The 17,521-nt window shown below is 64.5% G+C and carries 13 protein-coding genes and 1 riboswitch; of the genes, 8 read left to right on the top strand and 5 right to left on the bottom strand.

Translation table 11 applies throughout. The annotated features are described in order from the left end of the window. Positions 1 to 36 precede the first annotated feature (36 nt). On the top strand, positions 37 to 1,293 hold the full coding sequence (locus tag HB634_RS16740) for a 6-phosphofructokinase (protein WP_213949400.1): 1,257 nt from the start codon (positions 37 to 39) through the stop codon (positions 1,291 to 1,293). 98 nt (positions 1,294 to 1,391) lie between these two features. Here HB634_RS16740 and HB634_RS16735 read toward each other — a convergent pair whose 3' ends face one another. Both HB634_RS16735 and HB634_RS16730 read right to left on the bottom strand, forming a co-directional pair. After that, on the bottom strand, positions 1,392 to 2,807 hold the full coding sequence (locus HB634_RS16735; protein ID WP_213949399.1) for a UdgX family uracil-DNA binding protein: 1,416 nt from the start codon (positions 2,805 to 2,807) through the stop codon (positions 1,392 to 1,394). Next, positions 2,807 to 4,021 (bottom strand): putative DNA modification/repair radical SAM protein, encoded by a 1,215-nt coding sequence (locus HB634_RS16730; RefSeq protein ID WP_213949398.1) that lies wholly within the window; start codon positions 4,019 to 4,021, stop codon positions 2,807 to 2,809. Before HB634_RS16730 ends, HB634_RS16735 begins: the two co-directional genes overlap by 1 nt. A 160-nt stretch (positions 4,022 to 4,181) precedes the next feature. Between HB634_RS16730 and HB634_RS16725 the strand changes: the two genes are divergently transcribed. The 6 genes from HB634_RS16725 to ppa all read left to right on the top strand — a co-directional run bounded on the left by HB634_RS16725 (position 4,182) and on the right by ppa (position 12,356). Next, positions 4,182 to 5,468 (top strand): amidohydrolase family protein, encoded by a 1,287-nt coding sequence (locus HB634_RS16725; protein ID WP_213949397.1) that lies wholly within the window; start codon positions 4,182 to 4,184, stop codon positions 5,466 to 5,468. Between the two features lie 148 nt (positions 5,469 to 5,616). Beyond that, entirely contained in the window at positions 5,617 to 6,063 is a 447-nt protein-coding gene (locus tag HB634_RS16720) for an RcnB family protein (protein WP_213949396.1), read from the top strand. Positions 6,064 to 6,078: 15 nt separating this feature from the next. Continuing rightward, positions 6,079 to 6,495 (top strand): RcnB family protein, encoded by a 417-nt coding sequence (locus tag HB634_RS16715; RefSeq protein WP_213949395.1) that lies wholly within the window; start codon positions 6,079 to 6,081, stop codon positions 6,493 to 6,495. Positions 6,496 to 7,284: 789 nt separating this feature from the next. Continuing rightward, the gene (locus tag HB634_RS16710) at positions 7,285 to 9,333 is read left to right on the top strand and encodes a sodium-translocating pyrophosphatase (RefSeq protein ID WP_213949394.1); all 2,049 of its coding nucleotides are present in this window, start codon (positions 7,285 to 7,287) and stop codon (positions 9,331 to 9,333) included. A gap of 242 nt (positions 9,334 to 9,575) precedes the next feature. Continuing rightward, a complete protein-coding gene (locus HB634_RS16705; protein WP_255548664.1) occupies positions 9,576 to 11,651 on the top strand; it encodes a prolyl oligopeptidase family serine peptidase in 2,076 nt (691 codons plus the stop codon). A gap of 171 nt (positions 11,652 to 11,822) precedes the next feature. Next, positions 11,823 to 12,356, top strand: a complete 534-nt coding sequence (gene ppa / locus HB634_RS16700; RefSeq protein ID WP_063572247.1) for an inorganic diphosphatase — start codon at positions 11,823 to 11,825, stop codon at positions 12,354 to 12,356. Between the two features lie 103 nt (positions 12,357 to 12,459). Here ppa and HB634_RS16695 read toward each other — a convergent pair whose 3' ends face one another. The 3 genes from HB634_RS16695 to HB634_RS16685 form a co-directional block, all read right to left on the bottom strand. After that, positions 12,460 to 13,485, bottom strand: coding sequence for a DUF2333 family protein (locus tag HB634_RS16695; RefSeq protein WP_213949392.1), 1,026 nt, complete (start codon positions 13,483 to 13,485; stop codon positions 12,460 to 12,462). A 268-nt stretch (positions 13,486 to 13,753) separates the two neighbouring features. Then, positions 13,754 to 15,613 carry a phosphomethylpyrimidine synthase ThiC gene (gene thiC, locus HB634_RS16690; RefSeq protein ID WP_213949391.1) on the bottom strand — a complete coding sequence of 620 codons (1,860 nt, stop codon included), beginning with the start codon at positions 15,611 to 15,613 and terminating at the stop codon, positions 13,754 to 13,756. A gap of 74 nt (positions 15,614 to 15,687) precedes the next feature. Then, a riboswitch (TPP riboswitch) is annotated at positions 15,688 to 15,786 on the bottom strand. A gap of 36 nt (positions 15,787 to 15,822) precedes the next feature. Continuing rightward, a complete protein-coding gene (locus HB634_RS16685; protein ID WP_063571981.1) occupies positions 15,823 to 16,485 on the bottom strand; it encodes a TetR/AcrR family transcriptional regulator in 663 nt (220 codons plus the stop codon). A 362-nt stretch (positions 16,486 to 16,847) separates the two neighbouring features. Here HB634_RS16685 and HB634_RS16680 point away from each other — a divergent pair, with 362 nt between their 5' ends. Beyond that, entirely contained in the window at positions 16,848 to 17,507 is a 660-nt protein-coding gene (locus HB634_RS16680) for a protein-L-isoaspartate O-methyltransferase (protein ID WP_063571982.1), read from the top strand. Positions 17,508 to 17,521 lie beyond the last annotated feature (14 nt).

Raw genomic sequence — 17,521 nt, 5'->3', positions numbered from 1 at the left:
TACGCTCGGCACTCCCATGGTGACGAGGAAGTGCGTATGGCCGCCGGCAAAATTCTTTACGCCCAGTCGGGCGGCGTATCCGCCGTCATCAATGCCTCCGCCGCGGGCGTGATCGAAACGGCTCGCGACAAGGGCATCATTGTTTATGCCGCGCGTAACGGCATCCTCGGCGCGCTTCGCGAGGAGCTCATCGATACCTCCAAGGAAGCCAAGGCCAATATCGCCGCGCTCAAGCACACGCCCGGTGGCGCTTTCGGTTCCTGCCGCTACAAGCTCAAGTCGCTGGAAGAAAACCGTGTCGAGTACGAGCGCCTGATCGAGGTGTTCAAGGCACACGACATCCGCACCTTCCTCTACAACGGCGGCAACGACTCGGCTGACACAGCGAACAAGGTCTCGAAGATCGGCCAGACGCTGGGCTACGAGGTCAACTGCATCGGCGTGCCGAAGACGATCGACAACGACCTCGTGGTGACCGACACCTGCCCTGGATTCGGTTCGGTCGCGAAGTACACCGCGATCGCGGTGCGCGAGGCCAGCCTGGACGTGGTCTCGATGATGGATACCTCGACCAAGGTCTTCATCATCGAAGTGATGGGTCGTCATGCGGGCTGGATCGCCGCCGCTGCCGGTCTTGCCGGATCGGCACCCGGCGACGCGCCCCACGTCATCCTGTTTCCGGAGAACGTGTTCAATCCCGAGACCTTCCTCGCCAAGGTCAAGGCCACGGTGGAAAAGGTCGGCTACTGCACCGTGGTCGTTTCCGAGGGCGTGAAGGACAGCAACGGCACGTTCCTCGCCGAGTCCGGCGCGCGCGATGCGTTCGGCCACGCGCAGCTGGGTGGCGCCGCCCCGGTGCTCGCCGCCCTGGTGCGCGAGAAGCTTGGCTACAAGTACCACTGGGCCCTGCCCGATTACCTGCAGCGCTCGGCGCGGCACATCGCTTCGAAGACCGATCTCGAGCAGGCCTATGCGGTAGGCAAGAAGGCCGTCGAATACGCGGCCGAAGGCCTCAACGCCGTGATGCCGGTGATCGTCCGCACCTCTGACGAGCCCTACAAGTGGAAGATCGAAGCGGCGCCGCTGGACAAGATCGCCAACCACGAGAAGAAGATGCCGAGGAACTTCATCTCGAAGGACGGCTTCGGCATCACCGCCGCCGCGCGACGCTATCTCGCCCCGCTGATCCAGGGTGAAGCACCGCCGCCGTATGGGCCGGACGGTCTGCCGGTGTACGTGACGCTGAAGAATGCCTCGGTGCCGAAGAAGCTGAAGAAGTTCAAGATCGGCTGACGGGCTGGGTACAACTGCTGTTGTAGGAGCCGATTCATCGGCGATTGGGTGTTGCATCGACCTTGCCCGCTGCCGCGGGATCGCCGATGAATCGGCTCCTACAGGAAATTTCGCAGGAGACGCAGGTCGCGGACGAAATCCGCATACCCCTCTTCTCGCGCCTTCTCATCCGTCAGGCGCAGCAGGTAGGACGGGTGCACCGTGGCCATCGCGCGGCGCCCATCGGGCAGGTCGAGCCACTGCCCCCGTTGCGCCATCAACCGAAACGACGCCCCGAATACCGCCTGCGCCGCCATCGCCCCGAGGCAGATGATCGCCTCCGGGCGGATGCGGTCGATTTCGGCGGCCAGCCAGGGGCGACACGCCGCCTGCTCCTCGGCGTTGGCGCGTTTGTGCAGGCGCCGCTTGCCGCGCGGTTCGAACTTGAAATGCTTCACCGCATTGGTGACATAGAGCGCGGCGCGATCGACACCCGCTTCCTCCAGCGCGCGATCGAACAGCTTTCCCGCCGGGCCGATGAAGGGCCTCCCGGCCAGATCCTCCTGGTCACCCGGCTGCTCACCGATGACGACGATGCGCGCATCGGCAGGGCCGCTACCGAAGACCGTCTGCGTCGCCGGCTTCCACAGGTCGCAGTGGCGACAGTCTTTCGCCTGCTTTCGCAGCGCCGCGAGGCTTCCCTCGGGCGCGTCCACGGCGGCCTTCTGCAGCGGCGTGACCTTTTTCCTCGGCACCGTGGGTTGTTTCTCGACCATTGCCTGCATCCTCGGCAGCGCATCGCGCACCAGTTCGGGTATGAGCCGCGCCTCCGGGAGATTCTTCCAGTACTTCACCGGCATCTCCCGGCGCATGGCATCCACTTTGAGGCGCGCGGGGTTGAAGATGCTGGCGTAGTAGGTGCGCCAGAGATCTTCGAGGGCGTCGCCGGAAGGCGCGTCGCCACGCTTCGCACCGGGCCCGAACGAGAGCGTCGTGCCGTCCCAGTGGGCGCTGCGTGAGGGCGTCAACAAGGACCAGCGCATACCGGTGAACCGGCGGACGAAGAATGGTGCCACGCGCGTGACGATGTCATGGTCGGGTTCGAACCACGCAACATAGACGGTGCCGTCGTCGACCGGCAACTCGCGAAAGCGCACGAAGGCCTTCATCTTGTGCATGTCGCGGTTGACCTGCTTCACGCAGGTGTGGGCCCAGGCGACATCGTCGTCCGTGGCGATCGCCAGGAGGTTGCGTTCGCCGTGCGTCAAACGCCACAGCATGCGGTAGAGCGTGGCGTGGCGTCGCGGATCCGAATGCGCCAGCACCGAATTGACGAGGCTGAGGAAATCGCGCGGAACGGCCGGGGCCTGCGCATGCCGTGGCTCGGGCATCGCGTCGTCGCTGCCGAACAGGCCGCCGTCCGGTCCCGCGAGCCATTCGACCTGCGACGGATCGACCTCCGCCAGCAGCAAGGCACGCGCCTTCGCGCGCCATGCCTCCGCGTCCGAAGCATCGTCGAGCCGGACGCCGAGCATCAGCCGAACAGGTCGGGCTGCGCCGGCTCGCGCAGGTCACGCTGCAATGCGGCGCTTTCGTGGTCACCTCGGGGACGGTGATCCACCGTTTCAACAAAGGGCGCGACCTTTTTCACCGGCACGCGCAGGCGGATGAGGTCGGCGTAGCGAATGCGCTGGTGCGCGCGCATCGCGATCATGCGGTCCACGGTCTTCACGCCCAGACCCGGAACACGCAGGAGCATGTCGCGCGGCGCCCGGTTGACGTCGACCGGGAAGCTTTCCCGATGACGCAGCGCCCAGGCCCGCTTCGGATCGACCTCGAGCGAAAGCATGCCGCTGTCACCGGGGGGAGCGATTTCGTCCGCGCGGAAACCGTAGAAGCGCATCAGCCAGTCCGCCTGGTACAGACGATGCTCGCGCACGAGCGGCGGCGGCTTCAGCGGCAGGATTTTCGACGCATCGGGAATCGGGCTGAACGCGGAATAGTAGACGCGGCGCAGGTGGTAGTTCGTGTAGAGGTTGGTGCTGGCCGCGAGCACATCGCGATCCGTCGCCGCATCGGCGCCGACGATCATCTGCGTGCTCTGCCCGGCCGGGGCAAACTTCGGCGCTTTCTTTTCGGCCTTCGCCTCGTCGATAGACAGGCGCAGGCGTCCCATGGCACTACGGATATCGCCCAGGTCTTTCTCCGGCGCCAGCGACTTGAGGCCTTCGGCCGTCGGCATCTCCACATTGATACTCAGGCGATCCGCCCAGCGTCCGGCGGCGTCGATCAACTCGGGCGACGCATCCGGAATGGTCTTGAGGTGGATGTAGCCGCCGAACTTGTGCTCGGTGCGCAGCGTGCGGGCGACGCGAACCAGCTGCTCCATGGTGTAGTCGGGCGACTGGATGATGCCCGAGGAGAGGAACAGGCCTTCGATGTAATTGCGGCGGTAGAACTCCATCGTGAGTTCCACCACTTCCTCGGGCGTGAAGCGGGCGCGCTGCACGTTGCTGCTGCGCCGGTTGACGCAGTACACGCAGTCGTAGACGCAGAAATTCGTCAGCAGGATCTTCAGCAGGGAAATGCAGCGTCCATCCGGCGCATAGGCGTGGCAGATGCCCATGCCTTCAGTCGAACCGATGCCACCCGAGCGCAGCGAGTTGCGGCCCTTGCCGCCACTGGACGAGCAGGACGCGTCGTATTTGGCCGCGTCGGCCAGGATGGCGAGTTTGTCGGACAGTTTCATGGGGAAAGCCATGGTGCCAAATGGCGCCGACCTCCGCGTGAAAGCGCGGATCACAAATAAGTACATGTGGGAGCCGCTTCAGCGGCGATGCTCTTACCCCTGTAGGAGCGATCGAAAGCAAAGGCATATGATTCGGGCTTTACTGCCAGAGTCGACCGACATGGACCTGATCATCCGCCACGCCAGCCTTCCCGACGGGCGCCGCGACGTCGATATCGGCATCGCCGACGGGCGCTTCGCAGCGATCCAGCCGGCGCTACCAGCGAAGGGCCTGGAGGAGATCGATGCGGGTGGCCGACTTGTCTCACCGCCCTTCGTCGACGCGCACTTCCACATGGATGCGACGCTGTCGCTCGGCCTGCCCCGCCTCAACGCCTCCGGCACCTTGCTCGAAGGCATCGCGCTGTGGGGCGAGCTCAAGCCCGACCTCACGATCGACGCGCTGGTCGCCCGCGCCATGGCCTATTGCGACATGGCAGTGGCGCAAGGGCTGCTCGCGATCCGCAGCCATGTCGACATCTGTGACGACCGGCTGCTGGCCACCGAAGCCTTGCTGGAGGTGAAGCGCCGCGTGGCGCCCTACCTGCACCTGGAGCTCGTCGCTTTCCCACAGGACGGCCTGCTTCGCTCAACCAGCGCGAAGGCCAACCTCATCCGCGCGCTGGACATGGGCGTGGACGTGGTCGGTGGCATTCCGCACTTCGAGCGGACGATGGCCGATGGCGCGACGTCGATCCGCTGGCTCTGCGAGTTGGCCGCCGAGCGGGGCCTGCGAGTGGACATGCACTGCGACGAATCCGACGATCCCCTGTCCCGGCATATCGAGACGCTCGCCACCGAAACGATCCGTAGCGGCCTGCAGGGTCGTGTCACCGGCTCGCATCTCACGTCCATGCATTCGATGGACAACTACTACGTCTCCAAGCTGCTGCCGCTGATCGCCGAAGCAGGCGTGCATGCCATCGCCAACCCCCTGATCAACATCACCTTGCAGGGCCGGCACGACACGTATCCGAAGCGCCGTGGCATGACCCGGGTGCCCGAGCTGATGGCCGCTGGGGTCAATGTCGCCTTCGGCCACGACTGCGTGATGGACCCCTGGTATGGCCTGGGCTCGGGCGACATGCTCGAGGTCGCACACATGGGGCTGCACGTGGCGCAGATGACGTCGACCACCGGCGTGGCGCAGTGCTTCGACGCTGTCACCACCAATGCGGCGCGGGTCCTCGGCCTGGAAAGCTACGGGATTGCACCGGGTCATCGCGCGGACTTCGTCCTGCTCCAGGCGGGCGACACCTACGAAGCCATCCGCCTCAAGGCGACCCGGCTGATGGTCGTTCGCGGCGGAAAAATCATTGCCCGCACGCCTGAACGGCGAACGTCGTTAAATCTTGCGGAACGCGCGCCAGAGCTCACTCTCGAGTTCGGTCCGGGATCGATTTCCTGAACGCGGTGGTTCAACAGCTGTCGCGTCTATGAATGCTTTCGCGAAACTTTCGATTCGTAGGACTTCGCGTTCAGGAAAGTCTGCCTATCTTCCAATCGTCGATCAGCCGTAGCGACTTGCGGCGTGATGATCGTCCTGGAGAGATGCGATGAGAATGATGCTGCGTACCGCGTTTGCCGCCCTTGCCCTGGTCGCCACGACAGCGGCGTTTGCCGACGATCATCGCGACCACGACGGCGACCGCGATCGCCACGGCCACGACCGCGGCCATGATCGCGGACACGACGACCGCGGCCGGCACGATGATCGCCGCTGGCACGATGATCGTGGCTGGCAGGGCCGTCGCGAGCCGCCACGTTACTACGGGCACGGCTACTACAACGGTCCGGCCTACTATCATCGCCCGCCCCCGCCGCGTTACTACGGGCACTGGGAGCGCGGCCATCGCTACTACGGCGGTAACACGGTGGTGTACGACTACGGCAGCTACCGCCTGCGCCCGCCGCCGCGCGGCTACCACTGGGTCCGCGAGAACAACGACTTTCTGCTTGTCGCCGTGGCGACCGGCATCATCTTCGACATTGCCACACGCTAATTCGGGAGCATCCGCATGAAACTGCTTAGCAAGATCGCGCTTACCGTCGCCGCCTCGGCCGTCATCGCCCCGGCGTTCGCCTTCAGCCCGGCGCCTTTCCAGCCGGCAGGCGTCCAGCAGTACCACGACGACCATGGCAACGATCAGCGTGACGATCACCGCGATGACCATCGTGACGACCACCGCGACGATCGCCGTGACGACCATCGCGACGATCACCGGGACTACCGTGCCAATAACTGGCATCCGGGCCCGGGCGGCCATTGGGAGCGTGGCCACCGTTATGACGGCCGCGTCATCGTGGTCAACGATTACCGCGAGCGCCACCTGCGCGAACCGCCACGCGGCTACCGCTGGCAGCGCGCCGACAACAACGACTTCCTTCTCGTCGCTGTTGCCACGGGTGTGATCGCGGACATCATTTCCCAATAACACCGCACCACCAGGCCGGGCCCCGCATCGCGGGGCCCGGCCTTTTTTGTGGTTCCTCGCGGAGCTCCGGAGACGTCGCGGCGGGCGGGGACGTAGCGGCGCAGAGCCTTCGGTGCCCACCCTCGCTGCTCAGACACGTCCTCCGCGTTTCGTACCGGAAAGTCCGCTGCGCGGACCATGTGCTTATTGGCCTGCGGCCGCTCCACTTGTGCGGAACTCGCCTCGAGAGTGGGCACCGAACGCTCTTCCCATCCCTGAGGTTCGTGTGGATCGAGCCGACAGAGCAGCGCTGCTTCGGCTGCTGGCCCGTCGCCATCGGCAGGCGGTCAACCGCAGCGCGCCGGTCGCGATCATCCGCGCGACGCGGCCCAGCGGCAAGGAAGGGTCTCACCAAGTCGGAATGTTCGTACCGGCACGACGGCCGTGACAGCCGGTTTCGGCGGCCACCCCGCCCAACGGCTCTCCCTCCAGCTGACCGTATCGTTGTGAGAGACCTTGGTGTCCACCCTCGAGGCGAGTTCCGCACAAGTGGAGCGGCCGTAGGCCAGTTAGATACATGGGCCGCGTCAGCGGCCTTCCTTTTCGAACGCGGAGGACGTGTCTGAGCAGCGAGGGTGGACACCAAGGTCTCCCCGCGAGACGCCCAAGTGTACGAAGCGACGGCGAAGCCGAGCCTGCGATGAGCCTTTCTTGTGGGCTGTCCCGCAGCGCACAACGCCTTCGGCGGTCTCCCCTGCCTATACTCGGGTCGAGCCCCATGGCGGGCTCCCACAACTTGGGGAGGCTTCGATGCTGCAACAGTACGGTTTATGGATCGCGCTGGCATGTGCGGTCGTTGCGATTCTGTACGGCGCGTTTTCGGTCAGCTGGGTGCTTGCCAGATCGCCAGGCAACGAGCGCATGCAGGAGATCGCCGCGGCCATCCAGGAAGGCGCACGCGCATACCTCAACCGCCAGTACGCCACCATCGGCGTCGTCGGCATCGTCCTTCTGCTCCTTATTGGTGTCTTCCTCGACTGGGGAACAGGCATCGGCTTCGCGCTGGGGGCGCTCCTGTCGGGGGCTACCGGCTACATCGGCATGAACGTGTCGGTTCGTGCCAATGTTCGTACCGCCGAGGCCGCCAGAAGCGGCCTTTCTTCTGCCCTCGCGGTGGCTTTCCGTGGCGGCGCCGTCACTGGCATGTTGGTCGTGGGACTCGCCCTGCTCGGCGTCGCGGGCTACTACGGCATCCTCCTGCACATGGGGTATGAACGCACCCACGCGCTGCACGCGTTGATCGGCCTGGCCTTCGGTTCGTCGCTGATCTCGATTTTCGCTCGCCTCGGTGGTGGCATCTTCACCAAGGGTGCCGACGTGGGCGCGGATCTGGTCGGCAAGGTCGAAGCCGGCATTCCCGAAGATGACCCGCGCAATCCGGCGGTCATCGCGGACAACGTGGGCGACAACGTCGGCGACTGCGCCGGCATGGCGGCCGACCTGTTCGAGACCTACGCCGTGACCCTGATCGCCACCATGCTGCTCGGCGGCGTGATGGCGACCGAGACCGGTCCGTCGGGGGTGCTGTTCCCGCTGGTGCTGGGCGGGGCGTCGATCATCGCGTCGGTGATCGGCACGTTCTTCGTGAAGACCCGCGGCGGCAAGATCATGAATGCGCTGTACGCCGGCGTCTTCGTTTCCGCCCTGCTCGCCGCGATTGCCTTCTGGCCGATCACCCAGTCGATGATGGCGGATTCCGCCTATGGCGCCGGCCGCATTTACGGCTGCGCGATCATCGGCCTGGTGCTCACGGGGGCCATGGTGGTGATCACCGAGTACTACACGGCAACGGAATACGGGCCGGTGCGCCATGTGGCCAAGTCGTCCACCACGGGCCACGCGACGAACATCATCGCCGGCCTCGGCGTCTCGATGAAGTCCACGGCCCTGCCGGTGCTGGCTGTTTGCGCAGCCATCTGGGGCGCCTTCGCGTTCGCCGGTCTCTACGGGATCGCCATCGCGGCAACGGCCATGCTCAGCATGACCGGCATGATCGTGGCGCTGGACGCATACGGCCCGATTACCGATAACGCCGGCGGCATCGCCGAGATGGCGGACCTGCCGCCCGAGGTGCGCGGCGTCACCGATCCGCTCGACGCCGTGGGCAACACGACCAAGGCCGTGACCAAGGGCTATGCCATCGGTTCGGCCGGTCTCGCCGCCCTCGTGCTGTTCGCCGATTACACGCACAACCTCAACGAACACTTTGGCGGCACGGAGATACGCTTCGACCTTTCCAACCATTACGTGATCATCGGCCTGCTGATCGGCGGTCTGATTCCGTACCTGTTCGCAGCCATGGCCATGGAAGCGGTGGGTCGCGCGGCAGGGGCCGTGGTCGAGGAAGTACGGCGCCAGTTCCGCGAGATCTCCGGGATCATGGAGGGCACGACCAAGCCGGACTATTCCCGCGCGGTGGACATGCTCACGCGTTCGGCGATTCGCGAAATGCTGGTGCCTTCACTCCTGCCGGTGCTGGTGCCGGTGGTGGTGCTCTTCGGCTTCAAGTGGCTGGGCGGCTCCGAGGCGGGCGCGCAGGCGCTGGGTGGCGTGCTGATCGGTACCATCGTCACCGGCCTGTTCGTTGCCATCTCGATGACGACCGGTGGCGGCGCCTGGGACAACGCCAAGAAGTACATCGAGGATGGCAACTTCGGTGGAAAGGGTTCGGACGCGCACAAGGCCGCCGTCACCGGCGACACCGTGGGCGACCCGTACAAGGACACGGCGGGCCCGGCGGTGAATCCGCTGATCAAGATCATCAACATCGTGGCGCTGTTGCTGATTCCGTTCCTTTGAGCCGTGTTGCCTCTGGCTAGGTAGGAGCCGATTCATCGGCGATCCCGCGGCAGCGGGCTAGGGTGCGGCGAGCACCCGATCGCCGATGAATCGGCTCCTACCGAGCAAGGGGGTTGTAGCCCGGAAGTCATGGGCCTTCGGGCCCGCCGGGTAAGCTATGGTCCGGGTTCCGCTCAATCTCGGAACCCGGAACCATGCATCGACGCTGGATTGCGCTCGTCATCGCCCTTACCTTCAGTGGCATGACTCAAGCCCACGACACCCCGCATACCGCCGCTCCCGCCACCCAGGCCGGAGCCGATGACGAAAATCTCTGGCTGGACGATATCGACGGCGCCAAGCCGCTCGAGTGGGTCAAGGCGCGTAACGCCGAGACCGTGGCGAAGTACGCCGAGAGCCAGGACTTCAAGACGCTGGACGCGCGCCTGCTGGAGATGCTCGATTCCGACGCAAAGATCCCGATGGTTTCGAAGATCGGCGACCACTTCTACAACTTCTGGCGCGACAAGCAGCACCCCAAGGGCCTGTGGCGCCGTACCACGCTGGCCGAGTACCGCAAGGACAAGCCGGCCTGGGACACCGTGATCGATCTCGATGCGCTCGCCGCGTCCGAAAAAGAGAACTGGGTCTGGCACGGCGTGCAGTGCCTGAAGCCGGACTACCGCCGCTGCCTCGTCTCGCTGTCGCGCGGCGGTGCGGATGCCGACGTGATCCGCGAGTTCGATCTCTCGACCAAGGGCTTCATCAAGGACGGCTTCGCCCTGCCGGAGGCCAAGAGCCAGGTCGCCTGGATCGACGACGACCATATCTATGTCGCCACGGATTTCGGCCCGGGCTCGATGACCACCTCGAGCTACCCGCGCATCGTCAAGGAATGGAAGCGCGGCACGCCGCTGGCTTCCGCTCAGACCGTGTACGAAGGTAAGGACAACGACCTTTCCATCTCGGCCTATCGCGATCGCACGCCGGGCTTCGAGCGCGATTTCGTGCAGCGCGCACTGGAGTTCTACAGCTCCGAGACCTTCCTGCGCGGCAAGGACGGCTCGCTGACGAAAATCGACGTGCCCAACGACGCCGAGACCGATGTCGAACGCGAATGGCTGCTTGTCGAGCTGCGCACGGCGTGGACGGTCGGCGGCAAGACCTATCCCTCCGGCTCGCTGGTCGCCACGAAGTTCGACGATTTCATGGCTGGCAAGCGCGACTTCACCGTACTTTTCACACCCGACGAGCACACGTCGCTGGCGGGTCATTCGTGGACGCGCCACCATCTGATCCTCACCGTGTCGCGCGATGTGGTCACCCAGATCAAGGTCCTGACGCCAGCCGATACCGGTGCCTGGAAGGAAGATACGCTCAGCGGTGCACCGGCCCTCAGCAACATGCAGGCCGGCGGTATCGATGCCGACGACACGGACGAATACTTCCTCACCGTGACCGGTTTCCTGCAGCCCACCACGCTTTATTACGGCACGCTGGGCCAGGGTGAGCGCGAGGCGATCAAGCACAGCCCGGCCTTCTTCGATGCCTCGAAGTTCGTCGTCAGCCAGCACTTCGTCACCTCCAAGGACGGCACCAAGGTGCCCTACTTCGAGATCGCGCCGAAGGCCCTGAAGGCCGACGGCACTAACCCGACCCTGGTCTATGGTTACGGCGGTTTCGAGATATCGCTCGAGCCGGCCTATGCCGCGGGTGCCGGACGCGCCTGGCTGGAAAAGGGTGGCGTGTACGTCATCGCCAATATCCGCGGTGGCGGCGAGTACGGTCCGCGCTGGCACCAGGCGGCGTTGAAAGCCAATCGTCCTCGCGCTTACGAGGACTTCGCGGCTGTCTCGCAGGATCTGATCGACCGCAAGATCACCAACCCGAAACACATGGGCATGATGGGCGGCAGCAACGGCGGACTGCTCGCCGGCAACATGCTGACCCAGTATCCGCAGCTGTACGGCGCGGTGGTCAGCCAGGTGGCCCTGCTCGACATGAAGCGCTACACGCACATGTCCGCCGGTGCTTCGTGGATGGCGGAATACGGCGATCCGGACAAGCCGGAGGAATGGAAGTACATCCAGACCTTCTCGCCGTATCAGAACCTGCATAAGGGCACCAAGTACCCGCCGGTGCTGTTCACCACCTCCACGCGCGACGACCGCGTGGGCCCGGTGCATGCCCGCAAGATGGCCGCACGCATGCAGGCCATGGGCTTCGACGCCAGCCTCTACGAGAACCTCGAAGGTGGACATGGCGCCGCAGCGGACAACAAGCAGTCGGCGTTCATGAGCGCCCTGGCCTATACCTACCTCTGGGAACACCTGAAGTAAGCACATCCTGTGGGAGCCGCTTCAGCGGCGAAAAGCCAACGAAGCGGTTTAGCGGGTGAGTCCATCGCCGGCATAGCCGGCTCCCACACAAAAAACAGGCACTTTGCCGGGGCCATGGCCGGGCGGTATCCTATTCGGCCGCCTTAACCCCCCGAATCACCAAGGAATCCCATGGGCCTGCACCTCGTTCCCGCCGGCAAGAATGTGCCGGACGAAATCAACGTCATCATCGAAATCCCCAAGGATGCCGAGCCCGTCAAGTACGAAGTGGACAAGGAAAGCGGCGCGATCTTCGTCGACCGCATCCTGTCGACCCCGATGCGCTACCCGTGCAACTACGGCTACGTGCCGGGCACCCTGGGTGGCGACGGCGACCCGCTCGACGCGCTGGTGATCCTGCCGCTGTCGCTGGTACCGGGCTCGGTGATCCGTTGCCATCCGGTCGGCATGCTGAAGATGACCGACGAAGCCGGTGCCGACGAGAAGCTCGTCGTGGTTCCGGTGGACAAGGTGTTCGCCGGCTACGCGCACATCAAGGATATCGGCCAGGTTTCCGGTCACTGGCTGGAGCGCATCGGTCACTTCTTCGAGCACTACAAGGATCTCGAGAAGGGCAAGTGGGTCAAGATCGACGGCTGGGTCGGCGCGGAAGAAGCCAAGGCGGAGATCGTCGCTGGCATGGGTCGTTACAAGGCCGACCACTGATCTGACGCAACCTGCTTGGTAGGAGCCGATGTATCGGCGATCCCTGCGAAGCCCGGCGACCATGATCGCCGATGAATCGGCTCCCACAAGGGAGCCGATTTTTTTAGCCGCGGCCTAACAACGTACGCAAGTCGATGATCGCCGCGTTGGCGCGCGAGATGTAGTTCGCCATCACCAGCGAGTGGTTCGCGAAGAAGCCGAACGGCGAGCCGTTGAGGACCACCGGGCTACCCAGCGCCTTCTGCGATTCTTCCAGTTCGCGAATGACTTGCTGCAGGCTCGCATCCGCGTTCTTGCTGCGAAGGATCGGCGCGAAGTCGTGGCGAATCGCCTTCAGCTGCTCCAGCAAGGCCCAGGTGTAACCGCGCGCTTCATAGAAGTTGTCGTCGATCTTGTTCCAGGGCGTCTTCACGTACACCGCCTTGGATGGCCCCACTTTGCCGGAGACATCGGCGTTGGGCGCCGCATCCACCTTGAGCTGCCCGACGCTCGCCGAAAGTCGCTGCGACAGCGAGCCCAGACGGGCGGACACGGTCTGCAGGTAATCCGCAAGGTTGTCGGCGCGCGCGTAGAAGTGCGCGTTGGCGTCCTCGGAGTCACTCAGGCGGACGAGGTACTTCTCCAGGTCGTCCGTCGCCTTGCCGTATTGCGATTCGGAACTCGGCAGCAGCCAGCGATCGTTCGGGCTGTTGAGTAACGGGTCGGCCTCACCGAGATCCTTATCTTCGGTGGACTGCGTTTGCGAGCGACTGAAGCTGTTGCGAAGCGCCTGTGCGAGATCGCGCGAGGCCATCAGCGAGCCGAATTCCCAGTTGGGAATATTGTCCATGAACACGCCAGGCGGCAGCTTGTCGTTGCTCAGGTAACCGCCACGCTTATCCATCAGCGTATTCACCGATTCGATCAGCGTGTACGTGGTCACCGCACCGGTAGCCATCGGCCGGCCGATCTCCTTCATGTGCGCCGTGGTCACCGTGACCGGATCGAATTGCTCGGGCTCCTTGTCCCACCACCACATGGTGATGAGCACCCACAGGATGAGAAGCGCGATCACGACCGCCACGGTGAGGCTGATCGGGTTGCGTCGACGACGGGTCGGCGACGGTGACGGGGCGGCGTTCGCGTTCATGCCTGTCCTTTATGTGGGGGAACGTGAGGGGTTAGCTTACCCCGCCGGTGTCGGGCGGACCTTTACGAATATTCTCGGTAGGTCCGGTAACACGGGGTGAAGGGTGCCGCGCCCGTTGTAGGAGCCGATTCATCGGCGATCCCGCGGCAGCGGGCCAGGCTGCCGCAAGCACCCATCGCCGCTGAAGCGGCTCCCACATGAAAGATCGCCGATAAATCGGCTCCTACTGAGCGGGCCGACGCAAGTCGACGCGGGACGACGTGGGACCTCAGGCCTTTTGGTAGACCTCGCTGCCCTGGGCGCGGAATTCGAGGGATTTCTCTTCCATACCGGCGGAGGCTTCCATGCCGGCGGCGTAGTCGCGGACGTCCTGGGTGATTTTCATCGAGCAGAACTTCGGGCCGCACATGGAGCAGAAATGCGCCGACTTGTGCGCGTCCTTGGGCATGGTCTCGTCGTGGAATTCGCGTGCCTTGTCGGGATCGAGACCGAGGTTGAACTGGTCGTCCCAGCGGAATTCGAAGCGCGCCTTCGACAGCGCGTTGTCGCGCACCTGTGCACCGGGATGGCCCTTGGCCAGGTCCGCGGCATGCGCGGCGATCTTGTACGCGATGATGCCGTCGCGGACATCCTGCCGGTTCGGCAGGCCAAGGTGTTCCTTGGGCGTGACATAACAGAGCATGGCCGTGCCGAACCAGCCGATCATCGCCGCGCCGATCGCGCTGGTGATGTGGTCGTAGCCCGGCGCGATATCCGTGGTCAGAGGGCCCAGCGTGTAGAACGGCGCCTCGTCGCATACCGCCAGCTGACGATCCATGTTTTCCTTGATCAGGTGCATCGGCACGTGCCCGGGACCTTCGATCATGGTCTGCACGTCATGCTTCCAGGCCAGTTTGGTCAGTTCGCCCAATGTGTCGAGTTCACCGAACTGCGCGGCGTCGTTGGCGTCGGCGATGCAGCCCGGACGCAGGCCATCGCCGAGGCTGAAGGACACGTCATAGGCCTTCATGATCTCGCAGATGTCTTCGAAGTGCGTGTAGAGGAAGTTCTCGCGGTGGTGCGCCAGGCACCACTTGGCCATGATCGAGCCGCCGCGCGAGACGATACCGGTGACGCGCTTGGCGGTGAGCGGCACGTAGCGCAGCAACACGCCGGCGTGGATGGTGAAGTAGTCGACGCCCTGCTCTGCCTGCTCGATCAGCGTATCGCGGAAAATCTCCCAGGTGAGGTCTTCGGCGACGCCCCCTACTTTCTCCAGCGCCTGGTAGATCGGCACCGTGCCGATGGGCACCGGCGCATTGCGGATGATCCACTCGCGTGTTTCGTGGATGTGCTTGCCGGTGGAGAGATCCATCACCGTGTCGCCGCCCCAGCGGATCGCCCAGACCAGTTTCTCCACCTCTTCGGCGATGCCCGAACTCACCGCGCTGTTGCCGATGTTGGCGTTGACCTTGGTCAGGAAGTTGCGGCCGATGATCATCGGCTCGACTTCCGGGTGGTTGATGTTGGCGGGGATGATCGCGCGGCCACGTGCCACTTCATCGCGCACGAATTCGGGCGTGATCCGGCTCGGCAGCGAGGCGCCGAAGGATTCGCCGGGATGCTGAGCGCGCAGCGCGCTGTCGACGAGGGCCTCCAGACGCTGGTTCTCGCGGATGGCGATGTATTCCATCTCCGGCGTCACGATGCCGCGGCGTGCGTAGTGCATCTGCGTGACATTGGCGCCGGCTTTGGCGCGCAGGGGCATGCGCTGGGTGCCGAAGCGGATGGGGTCCAGGCGCGCATCGTCGGCACGCGCCCGCCCGAAGGCGGAAGACAGGCCATCCAGACGCTCGACATCACCCCGTTCGGCGATCCATCGCGCACGCAGTGCCGGGAGACCGCTGGCCAGATCGACGGCGTGCTCGGGATCGGTGTAGGGACCGGAGGTGTCGTAGACCACGATCGGGGGATTTTCTTCGCCGCCGAACAGGGTCGGCGTGGGGGCCTGGGCGATCTCTCGCAGCGGCACGCGCAGATCGGGGCGGCTACCGGTCACGTGGATCTTGCGCGAGCCGGCGATCGGCGTGATGACGGCTTCGGACAGCTCGCGCGCGGCGCGGGCAAGATCGGAGGGCATGGCGTTCATTGGCTTCTCGTTCCTTGCGGATAAGGGGAGAAGCGGACGGCGCCGCCACGGAAGCACACGTGCGCGGACGCACGTTACCCGTGGACGAAGCTTCCTACGCCGGTACGGACCGGATCAGGTTCGAAGGGACTCTCTCAGCCCGCGCAATCGCTTGGGCACCCCCGCTTCGAGGGGGATTCAACCACGAAGCGGGTGTCGGACGCGAGCGCTCAGCAGTCCGGGCGCGGCTCGTAAGCGCGGATGAACATCTCGACAGCGGCCAGGGCATTGGCCTTGACCTCTTCACCGAACTGCACGGCGCAGTCTTCGCAACCGAACAGGCGACGCAGCAGCAGGTCGCCCTTGAGCAGGGCCAGGAACTGCGTGGTGGCGCGCGAGGTGTCGGCGATCTCGAGCTGACCGCGCTCCGTGGCGCCGTCGAGCAGGCGCTGCATCAGCTTGTGCATGCGCACCGGGCCTTCTTCCCAGACCAGCCGGCCGAAACGCGGGTTACCGCCGGCCTGGCAGTCGGAAAGGATGGCGCGGAAGGTGCCGACCGATTCGACGTTCGTTTCCATTGCCGCGTGGCGGCTGGCGATGTTATTCAGGGTGACGCGGATGTCCGCGCCCGGGCTGAAGTCGAAGAGATCGTCCGGGAGGCGTTCCTGAACGTGGGCGCGGATGACCTCGCGGAAGAGGTTGTCCTTGTCGCCGAAATGGCTGTAGACGGTGAGCTTGGAGACGCCCGCGGAAGCCGCGACGGCGTCCATGCTGGTTCCCGCGAAGCCGCCCTGGGTGAAGAGCGCCTTGGCGGCATCGAGGATGGCCGCGCGCTTCTCCATATCCTTCGGACGCCCGGGACCCTGCGTTTTCATTTTCGGGCTGGCGTTCATGGCTACACCTTCACAAACAAAAATTATGACTTTATTATACGCAGCGGTTCAGTTATTTCCAGCACGTCATGGTTGTCATTCACGCCGCAGGAAAAAGTAAGGGTCTGGCCGCCCGTCTACCTTAGAATGAAGTGGGGCCGGCCCTTACCGTTCCCATGGGCATCAGGCACTTGCGCCACCGGCCGTTCAGGCGCCAGCGAGCCACCGTAGGGCGGGACATGACTTCCGTCAGTTCTGTCCGGTGACTTCCGGCACTTAGTAGGAGTGGCGCGGGGACCGCAGCCTTAACACATTGGGAAAGCGGGCTACGAACGCTTATCCTTTCGAACCTTTTTATAGCTTTTCGTACGGAATCCAACACCATGGCGATGAATTTCGAGCAGGCCCGGCAGAACATGGTTGAAAACCAGGTTCGCCCGTGGGAAGTCCTGGACTTCGACGTCCTCGAGACCCTGAAGGGTATCCGCCGCGAAGACTTCGTCGCAGCGGCCCACCGCAACGTGTCTTTTGCCGACCTCACCCTGCCCCTGGGCCACGGCGAGGTGATGATGAAGCCGGTGGTGGAAGGCCGCGTGCTGCAGGCTCTGGAGCTGAAGAAGACCGACACCGTGCTCGAAATCGGCACCGGCTCGGGCTTTCTTACCGCCTGCCTCGCCCGCCTCTCCGCCCACGTGACCAGCATCGACATGCACGCCGACTTCGTCGAGGCCGCTCGCCAGCGCCTCGCCGCGACCGGGGTGACCAACGTCTCGCTGGAGACCGCCGAGGCCGTCAACGGCTACAACCCGACCGGCGTTTTCGATGCCGTCGTCATTACCGGTGCCGTGCACACGGTTCCCGAAAAGTTCGTGCGCTGGCTCAAGCCGGGTGGGCGCATGTTCGTCGTACGCGGCGATTCCCCCGCGCAGACGGCAGTGCTCCTCACCCACGAGGGTGAAGGTCGCTTCCGCGAGGAATCGCTGTTTGAAACGGACCTTCCCTACCTGGCGCACGCTGCGCCGGTGAAGCGCTTCGTGCTCTGACCCACAAGATTACC

Source organism: Luteibacter sp. dw_328 (assembly GCF_018449605.1).
Taxonomy (GTDB): domain Bacteria; phylum Pseudomonadota; class Gammaproteobacteria; order Xanthomonadales; family Rhodanobacteraceae; genus Luteibacter.
The sequence above is the reverse complement of the archived record's forward strand: the minus strand, read 5'-3'. Positions and strand labels throughout refer to the sequence as shown.

Coding starts and splice junctions, on each gene's coding strand:
- thiC (WP_213949391.1), bottom strand. CDS start 15,613: ATGAACGCCATGCCCTCCGATCTTGCCCGCGCCGCGCGCGAGCTGTCC.
- HB634_RS16740 (WP_213949400.1), top strand. CDS start 37: ATGGCCGCCGGCAAAATTCTTTACGCCCAGTCGGGCGGCGTATCCGCC.
- HB634_RS16725 (WP_213949397.1), top strand. CDS start 4,182: ATGGACCTGATCATCCGCCACGCCAGCCTTCCCGACGGGCGCCGCGAC.
- ppa (WP_063572247.1), top strand. CDS start 11,823: ATGGGCCTGCACCTCGTTCCCGCCGGCAAGAATGTGCCGGACGAAATC.
- HB634_RS16720 (WP_213949396.1), top strand. CDS start 5,617: ATGAGAATGATGCTGCGTACCGCGTTTGCCGCCCTTGCCCTGGTCGCC.
- HB634_RS16685 (WP_063571981.1), bottom strand. CDS start 16,485: ATGAACGCCAGCCCGAAAATGAAAACGCAGGGTCCCGGGCGTCCGAAG.
- HB634_RS16715 (WP_213949395.1), top strand. CDS start 6,079: ATGAAACTGCTTAGCAAGATCGCGCTTACCGTCGCCGCCTCGGCCGTC.
- HB634_RS16680 (WP_063571982.1), top strand. CDS start 16,848: ATGGCGATGAATTTCGAGCAGGCCCGGCAGAACATGGTTGAAAACCAG.
- HB634_RS16730 (WP_213949398.1), bottom strand. CDS start 4,021: ATGAAACTGTCCGACAAACTCGCCATCCTGGCCGACGCGGCCAAATAC.
- HB634_RS16695 (WP_213949392.1), bottom strand. CDS start 13,485: ATGAACGCGAACGCCGCCCCGTCACCGTCGCCGACCCGTCGTCGACGC.
- HB634_RS16705 (WP_255548664.1), top strand. CDS start 9,576: ATGACTCAAGCCCACGACACCCCGCATACCGCCGCTCCCGCCACCCAG.
- HB634_RS16735 (WP_213949399.1), bottom strand. CDS start 2,807: ATGCTCGGCGTCCGGCTCGACGATGCTTCGGACGCGGAGGCATGGCGC.
- HB634_RS16710 (WP_213949394.1), top strand. CDS start 7,285: ATGCTGCAACAGTACGGTTTATGGATCGCGCTGGCATGTGCGGTCGTT.